Here is a 19,671-nt window from a genome sequence, read left to right on the forward strand (position 1 = left end):
TCAGGGCAGGGGCGGACATCAGACCGCGTCCGAACCGCGTTCGCCGGTGCGAATGCGGATGACATCTTCCAGCGGCGTGACGAAGACCTTGCCGTCACCGATCTTGCCGCTGTTGGCCGCGTTGCAGATCGCTTCCAGCACGCTGTCCAGGCGAGCTTCGTCGACGGCCACCTCGACCTTGACCTTGGGCAGAAAGTCCACGACATATTCCGCGCCGCGGTAGAGCTCTGTGTGGCCCTTCTGACGGCCAAATCCCTTGACCTCTGTCACGGTGATGCCCTGGACGCCGTTGTCGGCCAGCGCTTCACGAACGTCGTCCAGCTTGAAAGGCTTGATGATGGCGGTGATCAGTTTCATGGCATGGCTCCCTACGTGCATGGGTGGCGGCTTGTTTCCGCTCGGTGCATGGATACGTTGTCATAGCGGGAAATGTGCCACTTTATTCCTAATATCTTTTATTACATGAACTTGGAGTTAATTGAGGGCGTGTTGGATATGCGGGAGGCTGCATAGCGGGGGTAAATTGCGGCACTGCATCAATGACGATGCACTACTTTGGTGCTTGGAGCTGAGGCGCGTGCGCCATCAGTGAGCGCGCGACGTTCCGTTATGACGGCGGGAAGGACCGTCGTCGTTAGCCAAACTGGCCCGCCAGCGTTGTAGCCAACGTAGGCAGCCAAGAGACATGCGTTGGGCGTCAGGCTTGCGTATGCTGTCGGCAATAGAGTCGCCGTTTTGATGCACAAGGAGAGCCCCATGATCAGTCAGGATCGCATCAGCCGTTTAGCCCAGCAGATTGGAGAGCGTCTGCAGGGCGCTTCTCAGGCCCCGGAAGACATCCAGAAGGGCGTGCAACAGGTGGTGCGTGGCGCCTTCGACCGCCTGGAGCTGGTCTCGCGTGAAGATTTCGACATCCTGATGGATGTGCTGCAGCGTACCCGCTCACGCGTCGAGGCCCTCGAGAAACAGGTCGCAGCCCTGGAGAGCCTGGTCGAAGAGCGCGCAGCGGCGGGCCAGACAGGTGTCGATGCAACGCCCGCGGTCAGCGAGGAAGCTGCCGAAATCCCCGTACCCCCTGCGACCCAAGGACAGGACGGCGCGGCCAAGGGCGGTGAAACGCCATCGGCGTGATCTCTACCAGAGCACTTGGCGAATGTAGCGGGCCGGCATAGGGATATGCCGGCCCGGCTGTTTCTGGCGTGCGCAGGCGGCGAGGGGCCGATGATCGTGGTCTACTGACAGCCATAACGTCAGCCGTCAGGCAGGGAGCCCATGACGCTTGCCATCATCACGACCCGTGCCGGGGTGGGGCTGGATGCTCCAGAAGTTCAGGTCGAGGCGCACCTGGCCAACGGCCTACCCGGAATGACCTTGGTGGGACTGCCGGAAACCGCCGTCAGAGAGAGTCGCGAGCGGGTGCGCAGTGCCTTTGCGACCTGTGGTCTCGACTACCCCTTGCGTCGTATCACCCTGAATCTTGCCCCTGCCGATCTGCCCAAGGAAGGGGGACGTTTCGACCTGCCTATTGCGCTGGGACTGCTGGTGGCATCGGGGCAGTTGCCTGCGGCGGCGCTGGACGGTATTGAGTGTGCCGGAGAGCTGGCGCTGGATGGGCGTCTTCGCCCTGTCGCCGGCATGCTCCCCTTTGCCATGGCTACCCTTCGGGCTGGGCGGCGATTGATCCTGCCTGCCGCCAATGCCCAGGAGGCTGCGCTGGTCAGCGGCCTTGAGGTGCTTCCCGCCGACCACCTGTTGGATGTCATCGCCCACTTGAGTGGACGGGTGCCGCTACAGACGTGTACTGCGGCAGCATCGTCGATGCCGGTCGAGGCAGCCTTGGATCTCTGTGATGTGCGCGGACAGTATCAAGCGCGTCGCGCCCTGGAGGTAGCGGCCGCTGGCGGTCATAACCTGCTGTTCGCCGGTCCGCCAGGGACTGGCAAGACATTGCTGGCCAGTCGCCTGCCCGGCATCCTGCCGCCCCTTGAAGATCATGAGGCCCTGGAAGTGGCGGCCATTCGCTCCGTCTGTGCGCTGCCATTGTCAGAAGGCTTTGGCTGTCGTCCCTTTCGCTCTCCCCACCACACTGCCAGCGCGGTGTCCCTGGTGGGAGGCGGGTCGAGGCCGCGTCCCGGCGAGATTTCCCTGGCCCACTGCGGCGTGCTGTTTCTCGATGAATTGCCTGAGTTCAGCCGGCAGGTGCTGGAAGTGCTCAGGGAGCCACTGGAGAGTGGAGAGATTCACATCACCCGAGCCAGTCACGAGCGTCGTTTTCCGGCTCGGTTCCAGCTGGTGGCTGCCATGAACCCCTGCCCCTGCGGCCACCTGGGGGATCCACGCCAGGACTGCAGCTGCACGGCGTCACAGATTCAGCGTTACCAGTCGCGGCTGTCTGGCCCGCTGCTGGACCGCATCGACCTGCAGGTCGAAGTGCCGGGACTGCCGGTTGAAGAGTTGACCTCTCAGCAGCCTGGCGAAAGCACCGCCATGGTGCGGGCGCGGGTGATGGCAGCGCGGGAGCGGCAAATGGCGCGGGGAGGGTTGAACGCGCGCTTATCGGGCAGGGCACTGGAAAACGCCTGTGCCCTGGATGCCACCGAGCGCGCCTGGCTGGCGCAGACGCTGGAGCGCTTACGACTGTCGGCCCGGGCCTACCACCGCGTCCTGAGGGTAGCGCTGACGCTGGCCGATCTCGGTGCCAAGGACGCACCAGGGCATGACGAACTGATCGAGGCAATTGGCTACCGCCAACTGGACCGTCTGCTCAAGCGAGGTTAGCCGGACACGGGGGGCACCTGACCAGTGGGGCCAGAATGCCACCACGAGCATGAGCATGTCGTGGGATATGGCCCGGTGTGATTACAGCGCGTCGGCGTCGAAGGCGCCATTCAGCACCGTCGACCACAGTGCCGCGCCGTCGCCAGGCCGCCTCAGGCGCAGCTCAAAGCGATAGGGCACCAGCTCTCGATCTGACAGACGCAGGCGCGGGCCATCGGCAATCAGGCGGCTATCGATCAGCCACTGCTGGGTGTCCGCGGCGGGGGTATCACCGGGTTGCCAGTCCAGTACCTGGGGGCCATCGTCGATGGCCAGCAGGCCGCGGGTCAGGCTCTCCTGCACGCGGGCGACGCTCAATGACAGACGTTCATCCACATTGGGCGGCGACAGCAGCAGCACCTGATCGATCAGCGGCGTCTCCGCCAGGGGAGGAGCCTGGGCGACCTGCTCGGCGGCATGGTGGCCAAGTCCCAGCAGCGCCTGACGCAAGCTATCGGGGCGCTCCGGCGCTCCCGCGCAGCCGCTGAGCCAGAGCGCCACCAGCCACGTCAGCCATCGCAGAGTGCTGAAGGAATGACGGGTGCTGGATGGGCGGGCAAAGACGTTGGGGAGGAACCGACTCTGGGTCAGGCGTCTGGGCATCGTCGTGACATCCTTTTCACGGGGGGCTCTGCGCTGAGCTGTTGCTCCAAAAAGTGACGCACTTCCTCGAAAAGTTCCAGCCGTATGTCCTCGGCTTCATTTACCAGGTGGTGTCTCGCTTCGGCGTGGCAATGCACCGTGGCCTGGGGGAACTTCTTGCCGAGCACGGCCAGATTCCATGGGCCATCCACGGTCATGTCCTTTTTACCCTGCACGATCAGGGTCGGCAGCTGACAGGGCGGCAGTTGCATCAGGCGCGGCATCCAGCGACGCATGGCAGTGACCCAGCCGGTAGGTAAGCGGACCGGCTGCAGGGGATCCTGCTCCCGAAGGAAGGTCGCGAAATCATCATCGTTGGTATTGGGGCGAAACTTTCTTGGCACACTATCGACGAATGGGCTGACCAGCAGGTGGACCCATGCTGCCCGGGTCCATCCCCAGGGCCTGACCAGCGGTGCCAGCAGCACCAGCGCAGACCAGTGACCGTCGTCACCGCGGCTCAGAGCGTCGGTGGCGAGGATCGCCCCTCCGGTGCTCTGTCCAAGCCCAATCCAGGGGCCAGAGGCGAGGCCATGGTCCCCCAGGTACTGCTGAAGGGCGCGCAGGCAGTCACCATAGTCCGCGAAGTCTTCAATATCGGCACGCTCACCGCTGGACAGGCCGTGCCCAGGTAGATCCCACAGCACCACGGTCAGTTCGAGCTCCAGCAACAGCTTGAGCAGATGCCGATAAAGGCCAAGGTGGTCGTAATAACCGTGGACCACTACCGCGGTGCCCCTGGGCTTTCGTGGACGCCAGACCTGCGTCCATAGGCGAAAGCGCGGGGTCTCGATATTGCCCGCATGCAGGGTGACCCGGTCGTCGAGTATCGCATCGAGGCGATAGTGCGACAGGTACTGTTCGAGCACCTGCTCCAGGGCCGGGGTGGCGCCAGCCGCGGACAGTCGGCCCCCCTGATTGACGATGGTCGTCAGCGTCTCGATGTCTTCGAGTGGGGTGTAATCGGTCATGGCATCCTCCGCGGGAAGGTGCGGCCGTGTGGCGGGAGCCCGAAGCTAACAAAGTCATCGGGTACGCTGGGTGGGAGCCACCAGCGCGCTGCCCCTCGCTTGCCTGCCCAGTCCCTGTCTGAGTAAGACAGCGAGATGGGGCCGGTGGTTGCCGTCATCCATCTGGTCCGGCACAGCGTGAGGCAGCCCATCGGCAGGCCTGAAAACCTTCCTGTTAACGCATCCTTGCTCATTCCATGCTAGCGATTGCGCCTGTTCGGCACCACTGTTTCCTAATCATTGGTTACGTCGCAGGCTTATCTTTTGGTCTAGCCTTGGGGGAAAGACGAAGCGTTTGGGTTTACATGTGGAATTATTTTCCACAAAATCTTTCGGGAGCAGTCACCTTTCATCCTGTCCGGCCGGATGGTGCCAGGGGGGCACCCAAGGCCCAACGAGGAGCTAGACCCCATGACGCAACGCATTACTCGCCATCGCCTTCAGGTGGCCGCCGAGCTGGACCAGTTCATCAATGATCAGGCGCTGCCCGGCACAGGTATTGATCCCGAGGACTTCTGGAAAGGCGTAGACGCGATCTTTCACGACCTGGCGCCCGAGAATCGTGAGTTGCTGGCCGAACGTGATGCCCTGCAGCTCAAGCTTGATACCTGGCATCGCGAGCACCCCGGCCCGGTCAGTGACATGGCGGCGTATCAAGCCTTCCTGAAGGACATCGGATATCTGGTGGACCCGCCTGCCAAGGTCGAGGTTACTACCGAGAACGTGGACCGCGAGATCGCGTCTCAAGCCGGCCCGCAGCTGGTGGTTCCGGTCAACAATGCTCGCTACTCCCTGAATGCGGCCAATGCGCGTTGGGGCAGCCTTTATGATGCCTTGTACGGCACAGACGCGATCTCCGAGGAGGACGGTTGCGAGAAAGGCTCGAGCTTCAATCCCAAGCGTGGGGCAAAGGTGGTGGCCTACGCTCGCAATGTGCTGGACCAGGCGGCGCCGCTGGCCACAGGCTCACATCGTGATGCGGTGAAGTACTTCCTACGCGACGGCCACCTGGTCGTCTCACTGGAAGGTGGACGCGAGACCGGTCTGAAGGAGCCCGGCAAGCTGGTGGGATATCAGGGAGATGCCGCTGCGCCCAGCGCTGTGCTGCTGTCCCACCACGGCCTGCACCTGGAAATTCAGGTGGACGACAGTCACCCCATCGGCAAGACCGATCCGGCTCATGTCAAAGATGTGGTCGTCGAGGCCGCGCTGACCTCCATCATGGACTGTGAGGACTCGGTTGCGGCGGTGGACGCCGAGGACAAGGTGGGGGTCTATGCCAGTTGGCTGGGTCTGATGAAAGGAGACCTGACGGCCGAGGTGTCGAAGGGCGGCAGTTCCTTCACCCGTCGCCTGAACCCGGACCGTCAGTACCTGACGCCGGATGGTGGCGAGCTGACGCTGCCCGGCCGCTCGCTGCTGTTCGTGCGCAACGTCGGTCACCTGATGACCAACCCGGCCGTGCTGGATGCTGACGGCAACGAATTGCCCGAGGGCATTCTCGACGCCATCATGACCTCATTGATTGCGCTGCATGACCTCAACAAGAGCGATGATCAGCCGCGCAACTCGCGCACCGGCTCTGTCTATATCGTCAAGCCGAAGATGCACGGTCCGAAGGAAGTGGCGTTTGCCAACACGCTGTTTGGACGCGTCGAAGACCTGCTGGGCATGGCTCGCCATACCCTCAAGATGGGGATCATGGACGAGGAGCGGCGTACCTCGGTGAACCTCAAGGCCTGCATCAATGAAGCCACCAGTCGCGTGGTGTTCATCAACACCGGCTTCCTGGATCGCACCGGCGACGAGATGCATACCGCCATGGAAGCGGGCCCGATGCTGCGCAAGGGTGACATGAAGGGTGCCGACTGGATCCAGGCTTACGAGCGCAGCAATGTGCTGGTCGGACTGGCCTGTGGCCTGCGTGGTCGTGCTCAGATCGGCAAGGGCATGTGGGCCATGCCGGACCTGATGGCGGCCATGATCGAGCAGAAGATTGGTCATCCCAAGGCCGGTGCCAACACCGCATGGGTGCCGTCTCCGACGGCGGCGGCACTGCACGCGCTTCACTACCACCAGGTCGACGTGGCCCAGGTGCAGCGCGAACTCGAGGAACTGGATGAAAGCGAGCAGCGTGAAGAGCTGCTCAAGGCCCTGCTGACGATACCGGTGGTCACCTCCGCGGACTGGTCCGATGAGGCGATTCAGCAGGAGCTGGACAACAACTGCCAGGGTATTCTTGGCTACGTGGTGCGCTGGGTCGAGCAAGGCGTTGGTGCTTCCAAGGTGCCGGACATTCATGACGTGGGCCTGATGGAAGATCGTGCCACGCTGCGTATTTCCAGCCAGCATATTGCTAACTGGCTCTATCACGGCGTAGTGGATGCTGCGCGGGTGGAAGAGACGCTCAAGCGCATGGCGAAGGTGGTGGATGGGCAGAATGAAGGCGACCCGGCCTACACGCCGATGAGCCCGGACTTTGCCAACTCCAGCGCTTTCCAGGCCGCCAGCGATCTGATCTTCAAGGGGCGTGAGCAGCCTGCCGGCTACACCGAGCCGCTGCTGCACCACTGGCGCCAGGTCCACAAGGCGAAGTAAGACGCTCAAGACGTTGTCGAGCGCATCACCAGCACCCCCGGAACCCTGTTTCCGGGGGTGCTGCGTTGTGCCCTGGTGGCAAGGGCGTTGAGGTATGGTGTCGCGCCTTGGGGTATGGTGAAGTCGCTGGACTGCTTTCAGGGAGAGAGCCATGACCGTGATGACCGCCGCCGCCATCGAGGATTTTCTCGATGATGTCTTCCCACAGCGCTGTGGCACCATCGAGGCCGTGTCCGAGATGCGTGCGACCATGAGTCTGGCCATCGAGGACGAGCATTTGCGGCCCGGTGCCAGTGTGTCGGGTCCCACCATGATGGGCCTGGCCGACGTGTGTCTGTACGTGGCCATCCTGGCACAGATAGGCCCAGAACCCATGGCCGTCACTAGTAACCTCAACTGCCATTTTCTGCGTCGCGCGCGGGGTGATCGCGACCTTATCGCCAATGCCCGGTTGATCAAGCTTGGGCGACGTCTGGCGGTGGGGGAGGTAGAGCTGTTCTCTGATGGAGATGAGGCGCCGGTGGCCCATGTGACGGCGACCTACGTGCTGCCGGACGCTGACTGATGATCAGCGGGGCTGGCGCCAAAGTCCCCAGGCGAGGGCCAGCCATCCCAGCAGCAACAGCGTACCGCCGATGGGGGTGATCACCCCGAGTGGGCCCAGCCCGGCACCTGCCAGTCCCGCCATGGCCATGGCGTAGAGCGACCCCGAGAACAGCAGCACCCCCACGAGCCACAGTTTCAGGGCCAGTAATTGAGCAGGGATCGGGAACTGCGACCGCCATGCCAGCACGGCCATGGCGGCCAGGGTGTGCCATGCCTGGTAGCGCACGCCGGTGACAAAGGCCGCCGACAGGCGCTCGGGCAAGCGGTCGTGCAGACCATGGGCGGCGAAGGCCCCGAGGCCGACGACGCAGGCCCCGGACAGGGCCAGGGTGATCCACCAGTGGCGATCAGGCATTAGGGGGTCTCTCTGTGGGTGAGGCGTGAAGCGTCTGCCGGCGGCCGGGACAGTTGCAAGGAATCTGCCCCCAACCGTACCCCGAGACGCTGTGAGTCGCTACAATGTGGGCCCCGCGACATCTTGAAAATGAGGTGGCCATGCAGATCCAGCTCAATGGTGAGCCCCACGCCCTCGACCGCGAACAGACCGTGGCAGAGTTGATTGACGCGCTCGGCCTGGGTGGTCGGCGTATCGCCGTCGAACTCAACGAGGATATCGTGCCGCGCAGCCAGCACGCGCAGACGCCGCTGGCCGATGGCGACAGGATCGAGATCGTCCACGCTATCGGAGGTGGTTGAGGCGAGCCATCCCGCTTCACTCTCATGGTGCGCCGCTCGACGGCGGCCCAGAATCGCTTTGCGAGTAAGGACCAGAGCATGACCGATATCTTTCAGGACAGCCCGCTACGGGTCGCCGGCTACAGCTTTTCTTCACGCTTGCTGGTCGGGACCGGCAAGTACAAGGACTTTGACGAGACCGGCGACGCCATCGCCGCCAGTGGCGCGGATGTTGTCACCTTTGCGGTGCGCCGCACCAACCTGGGCCAGGACGCCGGCGAGCCGAACCTGCTCGACGTCGTCCCACCTGAGCGTTACACCCTGCTGCCGAATACGGCAGGTTGCTACAACGCCAAGGACGCCGTACGCACCTGTCGCCTTGCCCGTGAGCTGCTGGATGGTCACAAGCTGGTCAAGCTTGAAGTGCTGGGCGATGACAACACCTTGTATCCCAACGTGGTGGAGACCCTCAAGGCGGCAGAAACCCTAGTAGCCGATGGTTTCGACGTCATGGTCTACACCAGCGATGACCCCATCGTTGCCCGAGAGCTCGAGGCGATCGGCTGCTGCGCGGTGATGCCCCTGGGTTCGCTGATCGGCTCCGGTCAAGGCATTCAAAACCCCTACAATGTGCGGTTGATCATCGAGCAGGCCAAGGTGCCCGTGCTGGTGGATGCCGGCATTGGCACCGCATCAGAAGCCGCGTTAGCCATGGAGCTGGGCTGCGACGGGGTGCTGATGAATTCCGCCATTGCCCACGCGCGCCAGCCGGTATTGATGGCCGAAGCCATGAAGCACGCGGTACAGGCCGGGCGCCAGGCGTTTCTTGCCGGGCGCATGCCTCGTCGCAACGCTGAAGCCTCCTCACCTTTCGCTGGACGCATCAACGTGTGAAGCCGGCCTTGGGAACGCGCTGTCGTCATGTTGCCAGTGCAGCAGTGGCGGCAGCGCTTTCCGCAGAAGCGCTGCTCACCAGTCACTTTTCACGCCGCCAGACACCATCATGACCGATCAAGACCGCCCGCAAGAGGGCAAGAATACTGGCCCCGAAGGGCCCGAGGCACCGCTGCATCGTCGCGGTATCAAGAGCTATGTGCTGAGGGCCGGGCGCATGACCCAGGCGCAGACGCGTGGGTTGGAAGAGGTATGGCCGAAGCTTGGCCTGACGCTGGATCAAGGGCGCCAGGACCTCGACGCGTTGTTTGGACGCAGCGCCCCTAGAGTCGTTGAAATCGGCTTTGGCATGGGGGCATCACTGGTCGAGCAGGCTGAAACTCATCCGGATACTGACTTTATCGGCATTGAAGTGCATGCGCCGGGAGTCGGCAAGTTGCTGGATGAAGCCGACAAGCGTGGGCTGACCAACCTCAGGGTGTATCGCGAGGATGCCCTGGCGGTGCTCGAGCAATGTTTGCCGGAAGCCAGCCTGACCACCCTCCAGCTGTTTTTCCCGGACCCTTGGCCGAAGAAGAAGCACCACAAGCGGCGTATCGTTCAGCCAGCCTTTGTGGAGCTGGTGCGCCAGCGGCTCAAGCCGGGCGGCACCCTGCACATGGCGACCGACTGGGAGGCCTACGCCGAGTGGATGGCCGAGGTCATGGATGAGGCGCCGGGCTACGTCAATACGGCGACCGAGGAGACGACACCCTATGTGCCGCGTCCCGACTTTCGTCCTTTGACCAAGTTTGAGGCGCGGGGCGAACGGCTCGGTCACGGTGTCTGGGACCTGATCTACCGCCGCGCCGAGTAAGCCGCGCATCGGCTCCTCGCCCTGGACGCTGGCGCCCTGCAGCCAGCGCCCACAGGGCACCGAGCAACGACACGACCAGGCCACTCAGGCCAAGCATGTCGGTACGATCGCCGAGCAGGACGACACTCAATGCCAGTGTCACTGCGGGCGTCAGCGCGATCAGTGCCGAGGTCGGTGTGACCCCGAAGCGGCCGAGACTGGCGACGAAAAAGCCGTAGCCTCCGAAGGTCGACAGCAGCACCAGCCAGATCAGCGCCACGCCGCTGTCGAGTGTCAGTGGTGGAGGCGTGGGCATGCCTGGCTCCAACAGCAGTGCTGCGACCACAAAGACCAGCGTGGCAGCGCTCAGCTGCAGGGCTAGCCGCAGCACCAGGGAGAGTGGCTCAGGACGCGCATGCTGGGAGCCCGGGCGTGAGGTGTCAGGGGGTGTCAGCACGCTGCCCAGAGAGACCGCCGCCACCGCGAGCAACGGTAGCAGATAGGCCCACCAGGGCGCGCCACCGGCACTCTGCATGTCACCGGTGATCATGGCAGCGGCGCCCAAGGTGGCCAGTCCCATGCCCCACCACTGAGCCTTCTCACTTTTCTCATGGAGCAGGTGCTTGGCCAGCAAGGCAGCCGCCAATGGCTGCAGGGCTCCGATCAATGCAGCCACCGAAGCACTCACCCCTTCCGCCACGGCGATCAACATCGCCAGCAGATAGACGCCAACGGTCAGACTGCCGGTCAGCAGTTCATGCTGAACCTGTTGTCGATTCGGGCGCAATCCGGGGCGTCGCCTGAGACAGGCCACCACGACCCAGGCCAGCGCCGCAGCCAGAGCGAAACGGTAGCTGTAGAGGCCCAACACAGGAGTGTTCAGCTCCACCGCCAGACGACTGCCCACGAAGCCACTGCTCCAGCAGAGCACGAAACCTGCTGCGAGACAGCAAGCTCCGACGGTCGTGCTGGGGGCGGTGAGAAGGCCGCGGTGCCCGACGTTTAGCGAAAGGGTGGGTCTTTGCATCGTTACCTCCTCCAGGCATCGGTGGATGAGTCAGCGTTGGCTTAGTCTGCCCAGATGCTAGACTTTCGAGTAGCGAAAGCTTTTGCACGCTGACTTCAATGTTGCTTAACCCTGGAGGAGGTATGGGAGAGGGCCCATCGTTGGATCTTGAAGCATTGCGCAGCTTTGTCACGGTGGCCCAGCAGGGCAGTCTGGCGGGTGCTGCGGCTCTGCGTCATCGCACTGTCAGTGCCTTGAGCATGCAGATCAAACGCCTGGAGGAACGCCTGGACGCGCGGCTGTTGATACGCGGCCCACGGGGCGTATCGCCGTCGCCGGCGGGTGAAGCCTTGCTCCAGGAAGCGCGTGAACTGCTGCGCCAGCACGATAGCCTGGTGGCCAGGCTGACAGGACAGGGATTGAGTGGTCGGGTGCGTTTCGGGATGCCTGAAGGCTATGCGCCGCATTTGGTGGAGCAGATCCTGCCTGATTTCCTGGCCAGCCATCCCAATGTCTTGCTGGAGGCGGTGACGGCGCCGAGTGGAGAGTTGGCGCGTCGCCTGGAACGCGGCGAGCTGTCGCTGGCCGTCGCGCTGGACCGACCCCACCAGCTGGGAGCGGGAGAGTCACTGTGGCAGACCGCCCCGGTGTGGGCTGCCTCGCGTGAATTTCGTCTCACGGATGACGCGCCGCTGCCGCTTGCTCTGCACCCTCTGGACTGCCCATTCCGCTCTCTCGGTGTAGAGGCCCTCGACAGCCAGGGGCGTGATTGGTACGCCGTCTTTACCAGTACCAGTATCCATGCCGTCGAGAAGGCCGTAGAAGTCGGCTTGGCCGTGAGCATTCTCGACCGCCAGCGGCTGACGCCCAGAATGCGAGTACTGGATGAGCGAGACGGGCTTCCTGAGCTGAGTCACTCACACGCGTGTCTGTACTTCAGCAGGCGAATTGCGGCGGCGTCATGGCCAGCCGTAGACGCCCTGGCGACCTTGCTGCGACAGCGCCTGTCGGGTGCCGGGCCCTGGCCTGCCCATGGTCGCGAGTCACGACAGATGAACGCGGGTAGCTGACGGAGAGCGTCTCGAGGGTAGGCGGAGCACAAAAGAAAACCGCTCCAGGGGGAGCGGTGAAAGGACCGTGACTAGCAATGAGGAGGAGAAACCAGATAGCGACTGGCAGAGCCTGTATCTGGTGTCAGTGGCTCATCAACACTGACAATATCAGCGTAAATCATTCTCATTTTACCCGTCAAGCGTAACGAGAATTCTTTTTATTCATGCCTTCTGAGCGTCGTTGCTCTCTGACTGGCTGTCGTTGGTCCGCGTTGGTCTGCGTTGGTCTGCGTTGGTCTGGAAAGGGGGAAACAAAAAGGGGAAATGAAAAAGCCGCTCCCAAGGGGGAGCGGCGAAGGACCGTGACTAGCAATGAGGAGGAGAAACCAGATAGCGACGAACAACGCCTGGTATCTGGTGTCGGCGGCTCATCAACGCCGACAAGGTAAGCGTAAATCATTCTCATTGATCGCGTCAATACAAACAAGAATATTTTTTATTTAAGGCGGCGGCCAGCGCTGCTGATGCCATCGCGTTGGCCTGGCCGATCGCGGAATGGCATCAGGCCACAATAGAAAAAGCCGCTTCCAAGGGGAAGCGGCGAAAGGACCGTGACTAGCAATGAGGAGGAGAAACCAGATAGCGACTGGCAATGCCTGTATCTGGTGTCGGCGACTCATCAACGCCGACGAAGTAAGCGTAATTCATTCTCATTCGCTTCGTCAACACAAACGAGAATCTTTTTTATATGGGCCTGTGCGGCTCAGGTCAGCTGCATCCAAAGTGGCAGCGTCAGCATCGCGGCCAGGGTCTGCGCCGTGATCAGCCCGGCCATCAACTCAGCGTCACCACCGAGTTGGCGCGCGAGAATATAGGCAGAGGTGGCGGTGGGCAGCGCAGCAAACAACAGCGCCACATTCAGGCTGACCGGATCGAGCCCGCAGACCCAACCAAGTGCGAGGACCAGTGCTGGCATGAGGATGAGCTTGGCCAGACTCGATACCCACAGGCCCAGGTCCCGGCGAAGCAGTGCCTGGGGACGAAGTGCCACGCCGACAGCCACCAGACCAAGGGGAAGCGCAGCTCGACCCAGCAGTTCCAGCGTACCGGCCGACCAGCCAGGTAGCCCGACGCCAGACAGGTTGAGTCCAATGCCGATCAGGCACGCCAGAATCAGAGGGTTCTGGGCCAGTGCCCACAGCGAGCGCCAGAGCCCGGAACGTCCCAGGGTTCCGGCGGCAATAAAGGTCAGCACACACAGGACATTGACGGTCGGAATCATCAGCGCCAGCGCTACCGCCGCGACGGTCGCGCCCTGGCTGCCGTGCAAGGCGGCCGCGCCTGCCACTCCGACATAGGTGTTGAAGCGAACAGCCCCTTGAAAGACCGATGTAAAGGCGGCGGCGTCAAGGCCAAGGCGCGGCTTGCACCACCAGAGCAGCAAGGATAGGGCAAGCATGGTGCCGAGCAGGACCACGGCCAGCCGAACCACCGGAACCTGGCTGATATCTGCGCGTGCCAGAGTGGCGACCAGCATGGCAGGAAACAGCAGAAAGTAAATCAGCCGTTCCATGCGTGCCCAGAAGTCGCCACCGGGGAAACGTGCAAGCCCGAGAAGAGCACCCAGCAATATCAGCAGGAAGAGAGGGCCAAGGGCCGCGTTGATGGAGGCCATGTACGATCCTTGTTCGAATGACGCCCGAGGCGACGTGGTGATGCGTTGTTGTCAGTCCAGCGCGTTGATAACTGCGACATTGTCGCGCAGGGGGCTTCGGGATTTTGCTGATAAGCTAAGGTGACACCCATTCTGCTCTGGAGGTCGTCCTCCAACATGGATTCGCGCCAGTCCTCAGCCTCGCGTGGCGCACGTCGTCCACGACTGCGCATGCTGATCACCGTTACCGTGGTCACGCTGCTGGTTGCCCTATGGTACCTGTTGCGCTACGAACTTGGCGATCATCAGGAGACGGTCTGGTACCCCGCAGCCCCAGGGTGCGATCTGCACCAGGGGCCCTGTTCGGCCAGCCTCGGAGAGGGGGAAAGCGTCTCTCTTGCCATCGCGCCTGACAGCAGTATTCAGCCTCTCGTCGCGCTGCCTCTGGCGGTTCGCATCGACGGTGTGGCTGCTGACAACGTGAGGGTGTCATTCGAAGGGGTCGATATGGACATGGGCGAGCACCGTTTTACGCTGTCCGCCGAGCCACCAGACGAGAACGGCGTCAGTCGGTTCATCGGTGAGGGGCAGCTGGGCATCTGTACGCGCGAGACCATGGTCTGGCGTGCCCGGGTCAGCTTCGATACGCCACGAGGACGCGTGGGCAGTTTTTTCGACCTGGAAGTCGAGCGTAGCCTGCCATGACCTCCCGAATTTCTGCGCGGCGTCGCTGGGCCCTTGGGCTGGCGGGGGGGCTGGTGGTGGCGGCAGCCTTGCTCTGGAGCTTCAGATCCTGGCAGGTTACGCCGTCGTCGGGGCCTGTCGGCGGCAACATCGAACTTCCTGCCACCACCGGCACGTTTTCGCTGTCAGCATTGCAGGATGACCAGGTCGCCGTGCTGTTCTTTGGCTACAGCTGGTGCCCTGATGTCTGCCCCATCAGCCTCGCCGTCGTGCGTCAGGCGCGCCTATCGCTTCCCCCTCAGCTACGCCGTCGAGTGGTGCCGGTCATGATCTCGGTAGACCCCGAACGCGATACGCTGGAGCGACTGGAGGAGTATCTCGCCGCCTTCGGTGACGACATGGTCGGAGCCACAGGGAGTGCCGCCGAACTAGCGGACATTGGCGAGCGCTATGGCGTTGTCTGGCGCAAGGTCGAGACACCAGACTCGCAGATGGAATACGCCGTGGATCACACCGCCTCCCTGTATCTGGTCAAGCCAGACGGTACGATCCTTGAGCGTGTCCTGCATTCACCGACTCCAGGCCCGCTAAAGGCAGCCCTTGATCGAGCGCTGGCCGAATAAGCCAGCAGCCTTTGGGGTGATGCGCGCTGAGCGGATGACGTGCATCAAGGGCGTTGTTGCAGTCGATCGATCATGCTCATCAGCGCGCTGACCTGTCGGCCATCGCGGCTGTCATGCAGCGGGTCCTGTTGCCAGGTACTTTCGCTGAAACCCCACCAGTCCCAGCACCCTTTCGGGTTGGCCAAGCTTGCTTCCGCCTGGGGATACAGCACGACCAGGCCGAGGCGCTCGGCATAGCGATTCAAACCGCTGGCCTTGGCAAAGGCGGGCGGCTGGATCGCCTCGTCGTCGGTGTCGTCCACCGCCATCTCACAGCCGTGGAAGGCGACCACGAGCTTGCACGTGTTCTGCTGCTGTTCACAGGCCTCGGGCAGGTACAGAAAACCGGTATCCGCCAGGCCCTTGGCGTCGAACTCGCGCTGATCGAAGGCGATAAGTCGCGCGTCGCTCGCAAACTCCGCAGGCTCGGCTGACTCAGGTTGCTCGGCTGACTCGGCTGACTCAGGTGGCTCGGCAGGCTGGAGCGCGCCAAGCCACCAGGTGAGGAAGTCTCCGGCCAGATCGGTATGACAGTCCAGCAGGTAAGGGGGGCCTCCTTCGCTGCAGTCTGCCAGAGGGATGTCGCTCTCCACGGTGGTGGGCCACCCATGTCCAGCGTCGGGATGAAAGACGGCCTGAAGCTGGCGTTCGTCAGCCAGCCAGCCTTGCCACTGGGTAACGGCTGCGTGGCCTACCGCGGGGTCGATGGTGCCGTCCTTGTCGCCGTGCCACAGGTACACTCGCAGCTCGGCAAGATCGTCTGCGTCGCCTACCCGCGATTGCTCACGATAGCCCTGCAGGCGCCGATCAATGGCTGCCAAGTCCGCTGTACCGTGCCGTTGCCCCATGCACTGACCGAGGGCTACCCCCAGTTCACCCAGGGCACATCCCCACGGTCCGCTGGCGACCAGGCCCAGGGCCTCGAAGCGTGAGGGCCAGGCCACTGCCAGCTGCTCCGCCATGTAACCCCCGGAAGACACGCCAATGGTGGCGGTATGCTCGGCTGATAGACCGAGCGCCGGGAGCGCTGGGGGCTGTGCCAGCGCTGGCATCGCCAAAAAAAACGCCAGCCCCCCGAGGAGGCTGGCGTTGGTCCGGCGAGCTGGGCGCACTGCCTCAGCCTTCATCACTGGGATTGATATCCAGCAGCTCGACCTTGAAGATCAAGGTCTCGTTCGGGCCAATCGGTCCCTGTCCACGGGCGCCGTAGCCAAGCTCCGGCGGAATGACGACTTCCCAGGTATCGCCCACGTTCATCATCTGCAGGGCTTCCTGCCACCCTTCAATGACCTGGCCGACCTGGAAGGAGACGGGCTCGCCACGCTCGTAGGAGCTGTCGAAGACAGTCCCGTCGATCAGCTTGCCTTCGTAGTTGACCTGGACAGTGTCACCCGCTTCAGGTGACTCACCGTCGCCTTCTTCCAGTTCCTTGTACTGAAGGCCGGAATCGGTGGTGGTCACGCCGTCTTTCTCGGCGTTGTCAGCCATGTAGGCCGCGCCTTCTTCCTGGTTGGCGTCTGCCTGTTCAGCCATTTCTTCGGCGCGTTTCTGCTGCTCCTCCGCGCGCTTGGCCATGGCGTCCTCCTGGAACTTGGTCAACGCCGCCGCAATTTCCTCGTCGGTCATGTCCAGGTCGCCGCCGGCGAACACATCGTTGATGGCGTCACTGAAGGCGTCGGTATCGAGGTCTTCCACGTCCTGCTTGATGCTCTGGCCCAAGGTCACACCCAGGCTGTAGCTGAGTTTCTCCTGGTCGCTTTCCGGTGCAGAGAAGGCCAGCGGAGCGGCACCCAGCAGGGCGATCAGCGAAGCGGAAGTCAGCAGTGTCTTCATGGAAATCCTTGTCTGGCGGCGTCGGCCGCAGTGTGAATGTCGTTGGTGTGACTGTATCAGGCGGCAAAGGGTTCCGCATCCGTCGCAGTCTACTCCATACGAACAAGACCCGGATCAGGGATCCGGGTCTTGTTTGTCGTGCTTGGCTTGCCGTCTGATGACCGACTAGACGACCAGGGTAGGACACTGGGCGGAGCCGGAAACGCGCTGTGCGACGCTACCGAGGATCAGGCTGGCATCGCCGTTGGTGCCCTGGGCCCCAATGACGATCAGATCGCAGTCTCGCTTGCGAGCAAAGCGCACGATGGTGCGTGAGGGGCGGCCACCCTTGACGAAGGCACGCACCTTTTCCAGCGGCACCCCCAGTTCTACCGCATGGTTCTTGGCATGAACGGCGATTTCGGACGCATATTCCTTGAGCGCGTCGTCTGGCAGGTCCAGCTTGTCGGGACGGACCATCGACAGCGAGGCCTCGAGCAGGCTGTGATGCTTGAAAACGCACAGAATATAAAGCTCAGCGCCGGTCAGGTACTGCAGACCCACGCCCTTTTCCAGTGCTTTCATGGCGCCTTTGGAGCCATCTACCGCCACCAGGATACGATTGAACATCGGTTTCTCCTTGAGCCGTAGCTGTGCTATCGGAAGGCAATATCACGCAGGAACAGCGCAATCTGCGGGAACATGATCAACAGCGCTGCTGCCAGGATCAGCAGGAACACGAACGGTGGCGTGCCTTTGATCACGTCCAGATAGGGGCGCTTGAAGATCGCGATGGCGGTAAATATGTCGCAGCCAAACGGTGGCGTGGCCGACCCTATGGCCACCTGCAAGGTGATCAGGATGCCGACCAGCACGGGATCCAGGCCGGTCGCCTCGATGGCTGGCGCAAAAATGGGCGTGAGCACCAGGATCACCACGATCGGATCCACGAACATGCAGGCCACAAAGAAGGCCACGCAGATCGCGATCAGCACGCCGGTGGGCCCCGCCTCATTGATACCCGCTGCCTCCAGCAAGGCCTGGGGGATCTGGGCGAAGGAGATGATCCATGAGAAACCATTGCCTACGGCCACCAGAATGAACACCACGGCGGTGATCAGCCCCGTGGATTTGGCGATCGCATAGATATCGCCCATCTTCAGCGAACGGAACACCACGAACTCGAGCAACACCGCGTACAGTACGCAGGCAGCCGCCGCTTCGGTGGGGCTGAAAATGCCGCCGTAGATACCGCCGACAATGATGACCGGGAAGCCCAGGGGCCATAGCGCCTGTCTGACGGACGCCAGTCTCTCGCCCCATGACGCCTTGGGTTCTGTCGGTACATCGCGAATCACCGCGTAGGCCACGCAGTAGAGAGAGAACATCAGTAGAATCAGCAGACCAGGACCAATGCCTGCGATGAACAGTTCGCCGATGGATGTTCCGGAAATGACGCCATAGATGATCATGCCGATGCTCGGCGGGATCAGGAAAGCAATGTCACTGGCGTTGATGATCAGGGCCAGGGTGAAGGAGTCGGAATATCCCGCCTTGAGCATGCGTGGACGCAGCGGTGAGCCGACGGCCACCACGGTCGCCTGGGTAGAGCCCGATACTGCACCGAATAGCGTGCAGGAGGCGGCGGTGGACACCGCCAGTCCACCTTTCACATGGCCGATAAAGGCCATGACCATATTGATCAGTCGCTCCGCCGACTGACCGCGGGTCATGATATCGGCGGCAAGGATGAACATCGGCACCGCGATCAGTGAGGCTGGTCTGATGCCGGCCATCATCTGCTGAATCAGTGTATCCATCTGATCCAGCCCGTTGAACATCATGAAGAAGCCGATCACCGCGGCGGTAATCAGCGGAATCATCATGGGAAAGCCCAGCAATAGCAGGGCAATCATGGTTGTGACCATTATCGTTGTCATTGGGCCATTTCTCCTGCGGCTACCGTCACATCACTCATACTTCGGTCTCCGTGTCCTTGTAGCCATCCACTACGCCTGTCGACAGGTAGACGTCGTGGGACGTCAGATTCTTGATGGCCGTCAGCAGGTACTGGATGCCTGTGATCAAGAAGCCCAGCGGGACCCACAGATAGATCCAGAAAATCGGAATTCCCAGCGCGGGGAGGATGCGCCCCTTGTCGTAGAGGTCGAGGATGTAGATCACTGAGTAGTAGAGCAAAAAGAACATCACCAGTGACGTGAACAGGGCAATGACCACCATCAGGACGCGGCGCCCACCTACCGGCAGGGCATCGTAGATGGCAGACATGCGGATGTGTCGGCCATGGCGCGCGGCGTAGCCGATGCCGGCAAAGGTGATCATGATGATCAGGATTCGGTTGAGCTCACCGCTGAAGAAGATGCTCTCGCCAAATACAAAACGCCCGATCACGTTGATGATGGTGTTAGCTGCCATCAGCAGCACGCCGACGGCTAGAATGGCGGCCTCCAGCTTGCTGATCGCGTTGTCGATGGTGCCCAGAAAACCAGGCAGCCCCGAGTGATAATTCTTTTCGGATTCTTCGTCGGTCATGTGGCAATCCTTGGTCGGGGGGTACCGGGTGAGAGACACGGGTCTTCACTGTAGCCCTGCCAGCAGCGTAGTGGCCGCGAGGCGCTGATGCCGATAGCGCCTCCAACGCTATGTGTACGCAGACCGGCAGTCGTGCAAACAAAAGGGGGCAGCCAGACTGCGGCTGCCCCC

The 19,671-nt window shown here is 62.3% G+C and carries 20 protein-coding genes and 1 pseudogene; 10 read left to right on the forward strand and 11 right to left on the reverse strand.

Annotation, left to right across the window (positions count from 1 at the left end; translation table 11 throughout):
* Window positions 1-18: 18 nt before the first annotated feature.
* Window positions 19-357, reverse strand: a complete 339-nt coding sequence (locus KUV41_RS18290) for a P-II family nitrogen regulator (RefSeq protein WP_206942240.1) — start codon at window positions 355-357, stop codon at window positions 19-21.
* 399 nt (window positions 358-756) lie between these two features.
* Here KUV41_RS18290 and KUV41_RS19580 point away from each other — a divergent pair, with 399 nt between their 5' ends.
* Both KUV41_RS19580 and KUV41_RS18300 read left to right on the forward strand, forming a co-directional pair.
* Complete coding sequence (locus KUV41_RS19580) at window positions 757-1,131, forward strand: accessory factor UbiK family protein (RefSeq protein ID WP_224907822.1); 375 nt, start codon at window positions 757-759, stop codon at window positions 1,129-1,131.
* Window positions 1,132-1,272: 141 nt separating this feature from the next.
* A complete protein-coding gene (locus KUV41_RS18300; protein ID WP_222162199.1) occupies window positions 1,273-2,778 on the forward strand; it encodes a YifB family Mg chelatase-like AAA ATPase in 1,506 nt (501 codons plus the stop codon).
* An 81-nt stretch (window positions 2,779-2,859) separates the two neighbouring features.
* Here KUV41_RS18300 and KUV41_RS18305 read toward each other — a convergent pair whose 3' ends face one another.
* Both KUV41_RS18305 and KUV41_RS18310 read right to left on the reverse strand, forming a co-directional pair.
* Window positions 2,860-3,420, reverse strand: a complete 561-nt coding sequence (locus KUV41_RS18305) for a hypothetical protein (protein ID WP_261389608.1) — start codon at window positions 3,418-3,420, stop codon at window positions 2,860-2,862.
* A complete protein-coding gene (locus KUV41_RS18310; protein ID WP_206942242.1) occupies window positions 3,405-4,430 on the reverse strand; it encodes an alpha/beta hydrolase in 1,026 nt (341 codons plus the stop codon). The genes KUV41_RS18305 and KUV41_RS18310 overlap by 16 nt, the downstream gene beginning before the upstream one ends.
* A 450-nt stretch (window positions 4,431-4,880) precedes the next feature.
* Here KUV41_RS18310 and KUV41_RS18315 point away from each other — a divergent pair, with 450 nt between their 5' ends.
* Complete coding sequence (locus KUV41_RS18315) at window positions 4,881-7,067, forward strand: malate synthase G (RefSeq protein WP_222162195.1); 2,187 nt, start codon at window positions 4,881-4,883, stop codon at window positions 7,065-7,067.
* A gap of 151 nt (window positions 7,068-7,218) precedes the next feature.
* Complete coding sequence (locus tag KUV41_RS18320; protein ID WP_206942244.1) at window positions 7,219-7,632, forward strand: PaaI family thioesterase; 414 nt, start codon at window positions 7,219-7,221, stop codon at window positions 7,630-7,632.
* Window positions 7,633-7,635: 3 nt separating this feature from the next.
* On the opposite strand, the gene KUV41_RS18325 is transcribed toward KUV41_RS18320, so the two are convergent.
* The gene (locus KUV41_RS18325; protein ID WP_206942245.1) at window positions 7,636-8,028 is read right to left on the reverse strand and encodes a DUF423 domain-containing protein; all 393 of its coding nucleotides are present in this window, start codon (window positions 8,026-8,028) and stop codon (window positions 7,636-7,638) included.
* A gap of 140 nt (window positions 8,029-8,168) precedes the next feature.
* Here KUV41_RS18325 and thiS point away from each other — a divergent pair, with 140 nt between their 5' ends.
* From thiS to trmB, 3 genes are all read left to right on the forward strand, one after another.
* On the forward strand, window positions 8,169-8,369 hold the full coding sequence (gene thiS, locus KUV41_RS18330; RefSeq protein WP_206942247.1) for a sulfur carrier protein ThiS: 201 nt from the start codon (window positions 8,169-8,171) through the stop codon (window positions 8,367-8,369).
* A 78-nt stretch (window positions 8,370-8,447) separates the two neighbouring features.
* A complete protein-coding gene (locus KUV41_RS18335; RefSeq protein WP_222486952.1) occupies window positions 8,448-9,242 on the forward strand; it encodes a thiazole synthase in 795 nt (264 codons plus the stop codon).
* Between the two features lie 109 nt (window positions 9,243-9,351).
* Window positions 9,352-10,098, forward strand: coding sequence for a tRNA (guanosine(46)-N7)-methyltransferase TrmB (gene trmB / locus KUV41_RS19585; RefSeq protein WP_224851906.1), 747 nt, complete (start codon window positions 9,352-9,354; stop codon window positions 10,096-10,098).
* A gap of 58 nt (window positions 10,099-10,156) precedes the next feature.
* Here the strand turns inward: trmB and KUV41_RS18340 are convergent.
* Window positions 10,157-11,104, reverse strand: a pseudogene (locus tag KUV41_RS18340) (DMT family transporter); the annotation flags it as partial.
* Window positions 11,105-11,226: 122 nt separating this feature from the next.
* Here KUV41_RS18340 and KUV41_RS18345 point away from each other — a divergent pair.
* Window positions 11,227-12,153 carry a LysR substrate-binding domain-containing protein gene (locus KUV41_RS18345; protein WP_206942253.1) on the forward strand — a complete coding sequence of 309 codons (927 nt, stop codon included), beginning with the start codon at window positions 11,227-11,229 and terminating at the stop codon, window positions 12,151-12,153.
* Window positions 12,154-12,898: 745 nt separating this feature from the next.
* On the opposite strand, the gene KUV41_RS18350 is transcribed toward KUV41_RS18345, so the two are convergent.
* Window positions 12,899-13,810 (reverse strand): AEC family transporter, encoded by a 912-nt coding sequence (locus KUV41_RS18350; protein ID WP_222486954.1) that lies wholly within the window; start codon window positions 13,808-13,810, stop codon window positions 12,899-12,901.
* 156 nt (window positions 13,811-13,966) lie between these two features.
* Here KUV41_RS18350 and KUV41_RS18355 point away from each other — a divergent pair, with 156 nt between their 5' ends.
* Both KUV41_RS18355 and KUV41_RS18360 read left to right on the forward strand, forming a co-directional pair.
* On the forward strand, window positions 13,967-14,494 hold the full coding sequence (locus KUV41_RS18355; RefSeq protein ID WP_222237977.1) for a hypothetical protein: 528 nt from the start codon (window positions 13,967-13,969) through the stop codon (window positions 14,492-14,494).
* Entirely contained in the window at window positions 14,491-15,096 is a 606-nt protein-coding gene (locus tag KUV41_RS18360) for an SCO family protein (RefSeq protein ID WP_222486955.1), read from the forward strand. The genes KUV41_RS18355 and KUV41_RS18360 overlap by 4 nt, the downstream gene beginning before the upstream one ends.
* A gap of 44 nt (window positions 15,097-15,140) precedes the next feature.
* Here the strand turns inward: KUV41_RS18360 and KUV41_RS18365 are convergent, their stop codons facing one another.
* The 5 genes from KUV41_RS18365 to KUV41_RS18385 form a co-directional block, all read right to left on the reverse strand.
* Window positions 15,141-16,187 carry an alpha/beta hydrolase gene (locus KUV41_RS18365; protein WP_261396103.1) on the reverse strand — a complete coding sequence of 349 codons (1,047 nt, stop codon included), beginning with the start codon at window positions 16,185-16,187 and terminating at the stop codon, window positions 15,141-15,143.
* A 64-nt stretch (window positions 16,188-16,251) separates the two neighbouring features.
* Window positions 16,252-16,968 (reverse strand): FKBP-type peptidyl-prolyl cis-trans isomerase, encoded by a 717-nt coding sequence (locus KUV41_RS18370; protein WP_206942260.1) that lies wholly within the window; start codon window positions 16,966-16,968, stop codon window positions 16,252-16,254.
* A 165-nt stretch (window positions 16,969-17,133) separates the two neighbouring features.
* Window positions 17,134-17,577, reverse strand: coding sequence for a universal stress protein (locus tag KUV41_RS18375; RefSeq protein ID WP_206942262.1), 444 nt, complete (start codon window positions 17,575-17,577; stop codon window positions 17,134-17,136).
* A gap of 26 nt (window positions 17,578-17,603) precedes the next feature.
* Window positions 17,604-18,887: a TRAP transporter large permease gene (locus KUV41_RS18380; RefSeq protein ID WP_206942263.1), complete on the reverse strand. Its 1,284-nt coding sequence runs from the start codon at window positions 18,885-18,887 to the stop codon at window positions 17,604-17,606.
* Between the two features lie 34 nt (window positions 18,888-18,921).
* Window positions 18,922-19,500, reverse strand: coding sequence for a TRAP transporter small permease (locus tag KUV41_RS18385; RefSeq protein WP_206942264.1), 579 nt, complete (start codon window positions 19,498-19,500; stop codon window positions 18,922-18,924).
* Window positions 19,501-19,671: the final 171 nt, after the last annotated feature.

The sequence above is a fragment of the Halomonas sp. DP8Y7-1 genome (assembly GCF_019801685.1).
Lineage (GTDB): Bacteria > Pseudomonadota > Gammaproteobacteria > Pseudomonadales > Halomonadaceae > Halomonas > Halomonas litopenaei_A.

Bases quoted from the DNA above. Each gene is read 5' to 3' on its own strand.
- KUV41_RS18290 (WP_206942240.1), bottom strand. From the start codon at position 357: ATGAAACTGATCACCGCCATCATCAAGCCTTTCAAGCTGGACGACGTT.
- KUV41_RS19580 (WP_224907822.1), top strand. From the start codon at position 757: ATGATCAGTCAGGATCGCATCAGCCGTTTAGCCCAGCAGATTGGAGAG.
- KUV41_RS18300 (WP_222162199.1), top strand. From the start codon at position 1,273: ATGACGCTTGCCATCATCACGACCCGTGCCGGGGTGGGGCTGGATGCT.
- KUV41_RS18305 (WP_261389608.1), bottom strand. From the start codon at position 3,420: ATGCCCAGACGCCTGACCCAGAGTCGGTTCCTCCCCAACGTCTTTGCC.
- KUV41_RS18310 (WP_206942242.1), bottom strand. From the start codon at position 4,430: ATGACCGATTACACCCCACTCGAAGACATCGAGACGCTGACGACCATC.
- KUV41_RS18315 (WP_222162195.1), top strand. From the start codon at position 4,881: ATGACGCAACGCATTACTCGCCATCGCCTTCAGGTGGCCGCCGAGCTG.
- KUV41_RS18320 (WP_206942244.1), top strand. From the start codon at position 7,219: ATGACCGTGATGACCGCCGCCGCCATCGAGGATTTTCTCGATGATGTC.
- KUV41_RS18325 (WP_206942245.1), bottom strand. From the start codon at position 8,028: ATGCCTGATCGCCACTGGTGGATCACCCTGGCCCTGTCCGGGGCCTGC.
- thiS (WP_206942247.1), top strand. From the start codon at position 8,169: ATGCAGATCCAGCTCAATGGTGAGCCCCACGCCCTCGACCGCGAACAG.
- KUV41_RS18335 (WP_222486952.1), top strand. From the start codon at position 8,448: ATGACCGATATCTTTCAGGACAGCCCGCTACGGGTCGCCGGCTACAGC.
- trmB (WP_224851906.1), top strand. From the start codon at position 9,352: ATGACCGATCAAGACCGCCCGCAAGAGGGCAAGAATACTGGCCCCGAA.
- KUV41_RS18345 (WP_206942253.1), top strand. From the start codon at position 11,227: ATGGGAGAGGGCCCATCGTTGGATCTTGAAGCATTGCGCAGCTTTGTC.
- KUV41_RS18350 (WP_222486954.1), bottom strand. From the start codon at position 13,810: ATGGCCTCCATCAACGCGGCCCTTGGCCCTCTCTTCCTGCTGATATTG.
- KUV41_RS18355 (WP_222237977.1), top strand. From the start codon at position 13,967: ATGGATTCGCGCCAGTCCTCAGCCTCGCGTGGCGCACGTCGTCCACGA.
- KUV41_RS18360 (WP_222486955.1), top strand. From the start codon at position 14,491: ATGACCTCCCGAATTTCTGCGCGGCGTCGCTGGGCCCTTGGGCTGGCG.
- KUV41_RS18365 (WP_261396103.1), bottom strand. From the start codon at position 16,187: ATGCCAGCGCTGGCACAGCCCCCAGCGCTCCCGGCGCTCGGTCTATCA.
- KUV41_RS18370 (WP_206942260.1), bottom strand. From the start codon at position 16,968: ATGAAGACACTGCTGACTTCCGCTTCGCTGATCGCCCTGCTGGGTGCC.
- KUV41_RS18375 (WP_206942262.1), bottom strand. From the start codon at position 17,577: ATGTTCAATCGTATCCTGGTGGCGGTAGATGGCTCCAAAGGCGCCATG.
- KUV41_RS18380 (WP_206942263.1), bottom strand. From the start codon at position 18,887: ATGACAACGATAATGGTCACAACCATGATTGCCCTGCTATTGCTGGGC.
- KUV41_RS18385 (WP_206942264.1), bottom strand. From the start codon at position 19,500: ATGACCGACGAAGAATCCGAAAAGAATTATCACTCGGGGCTGCCTGGT.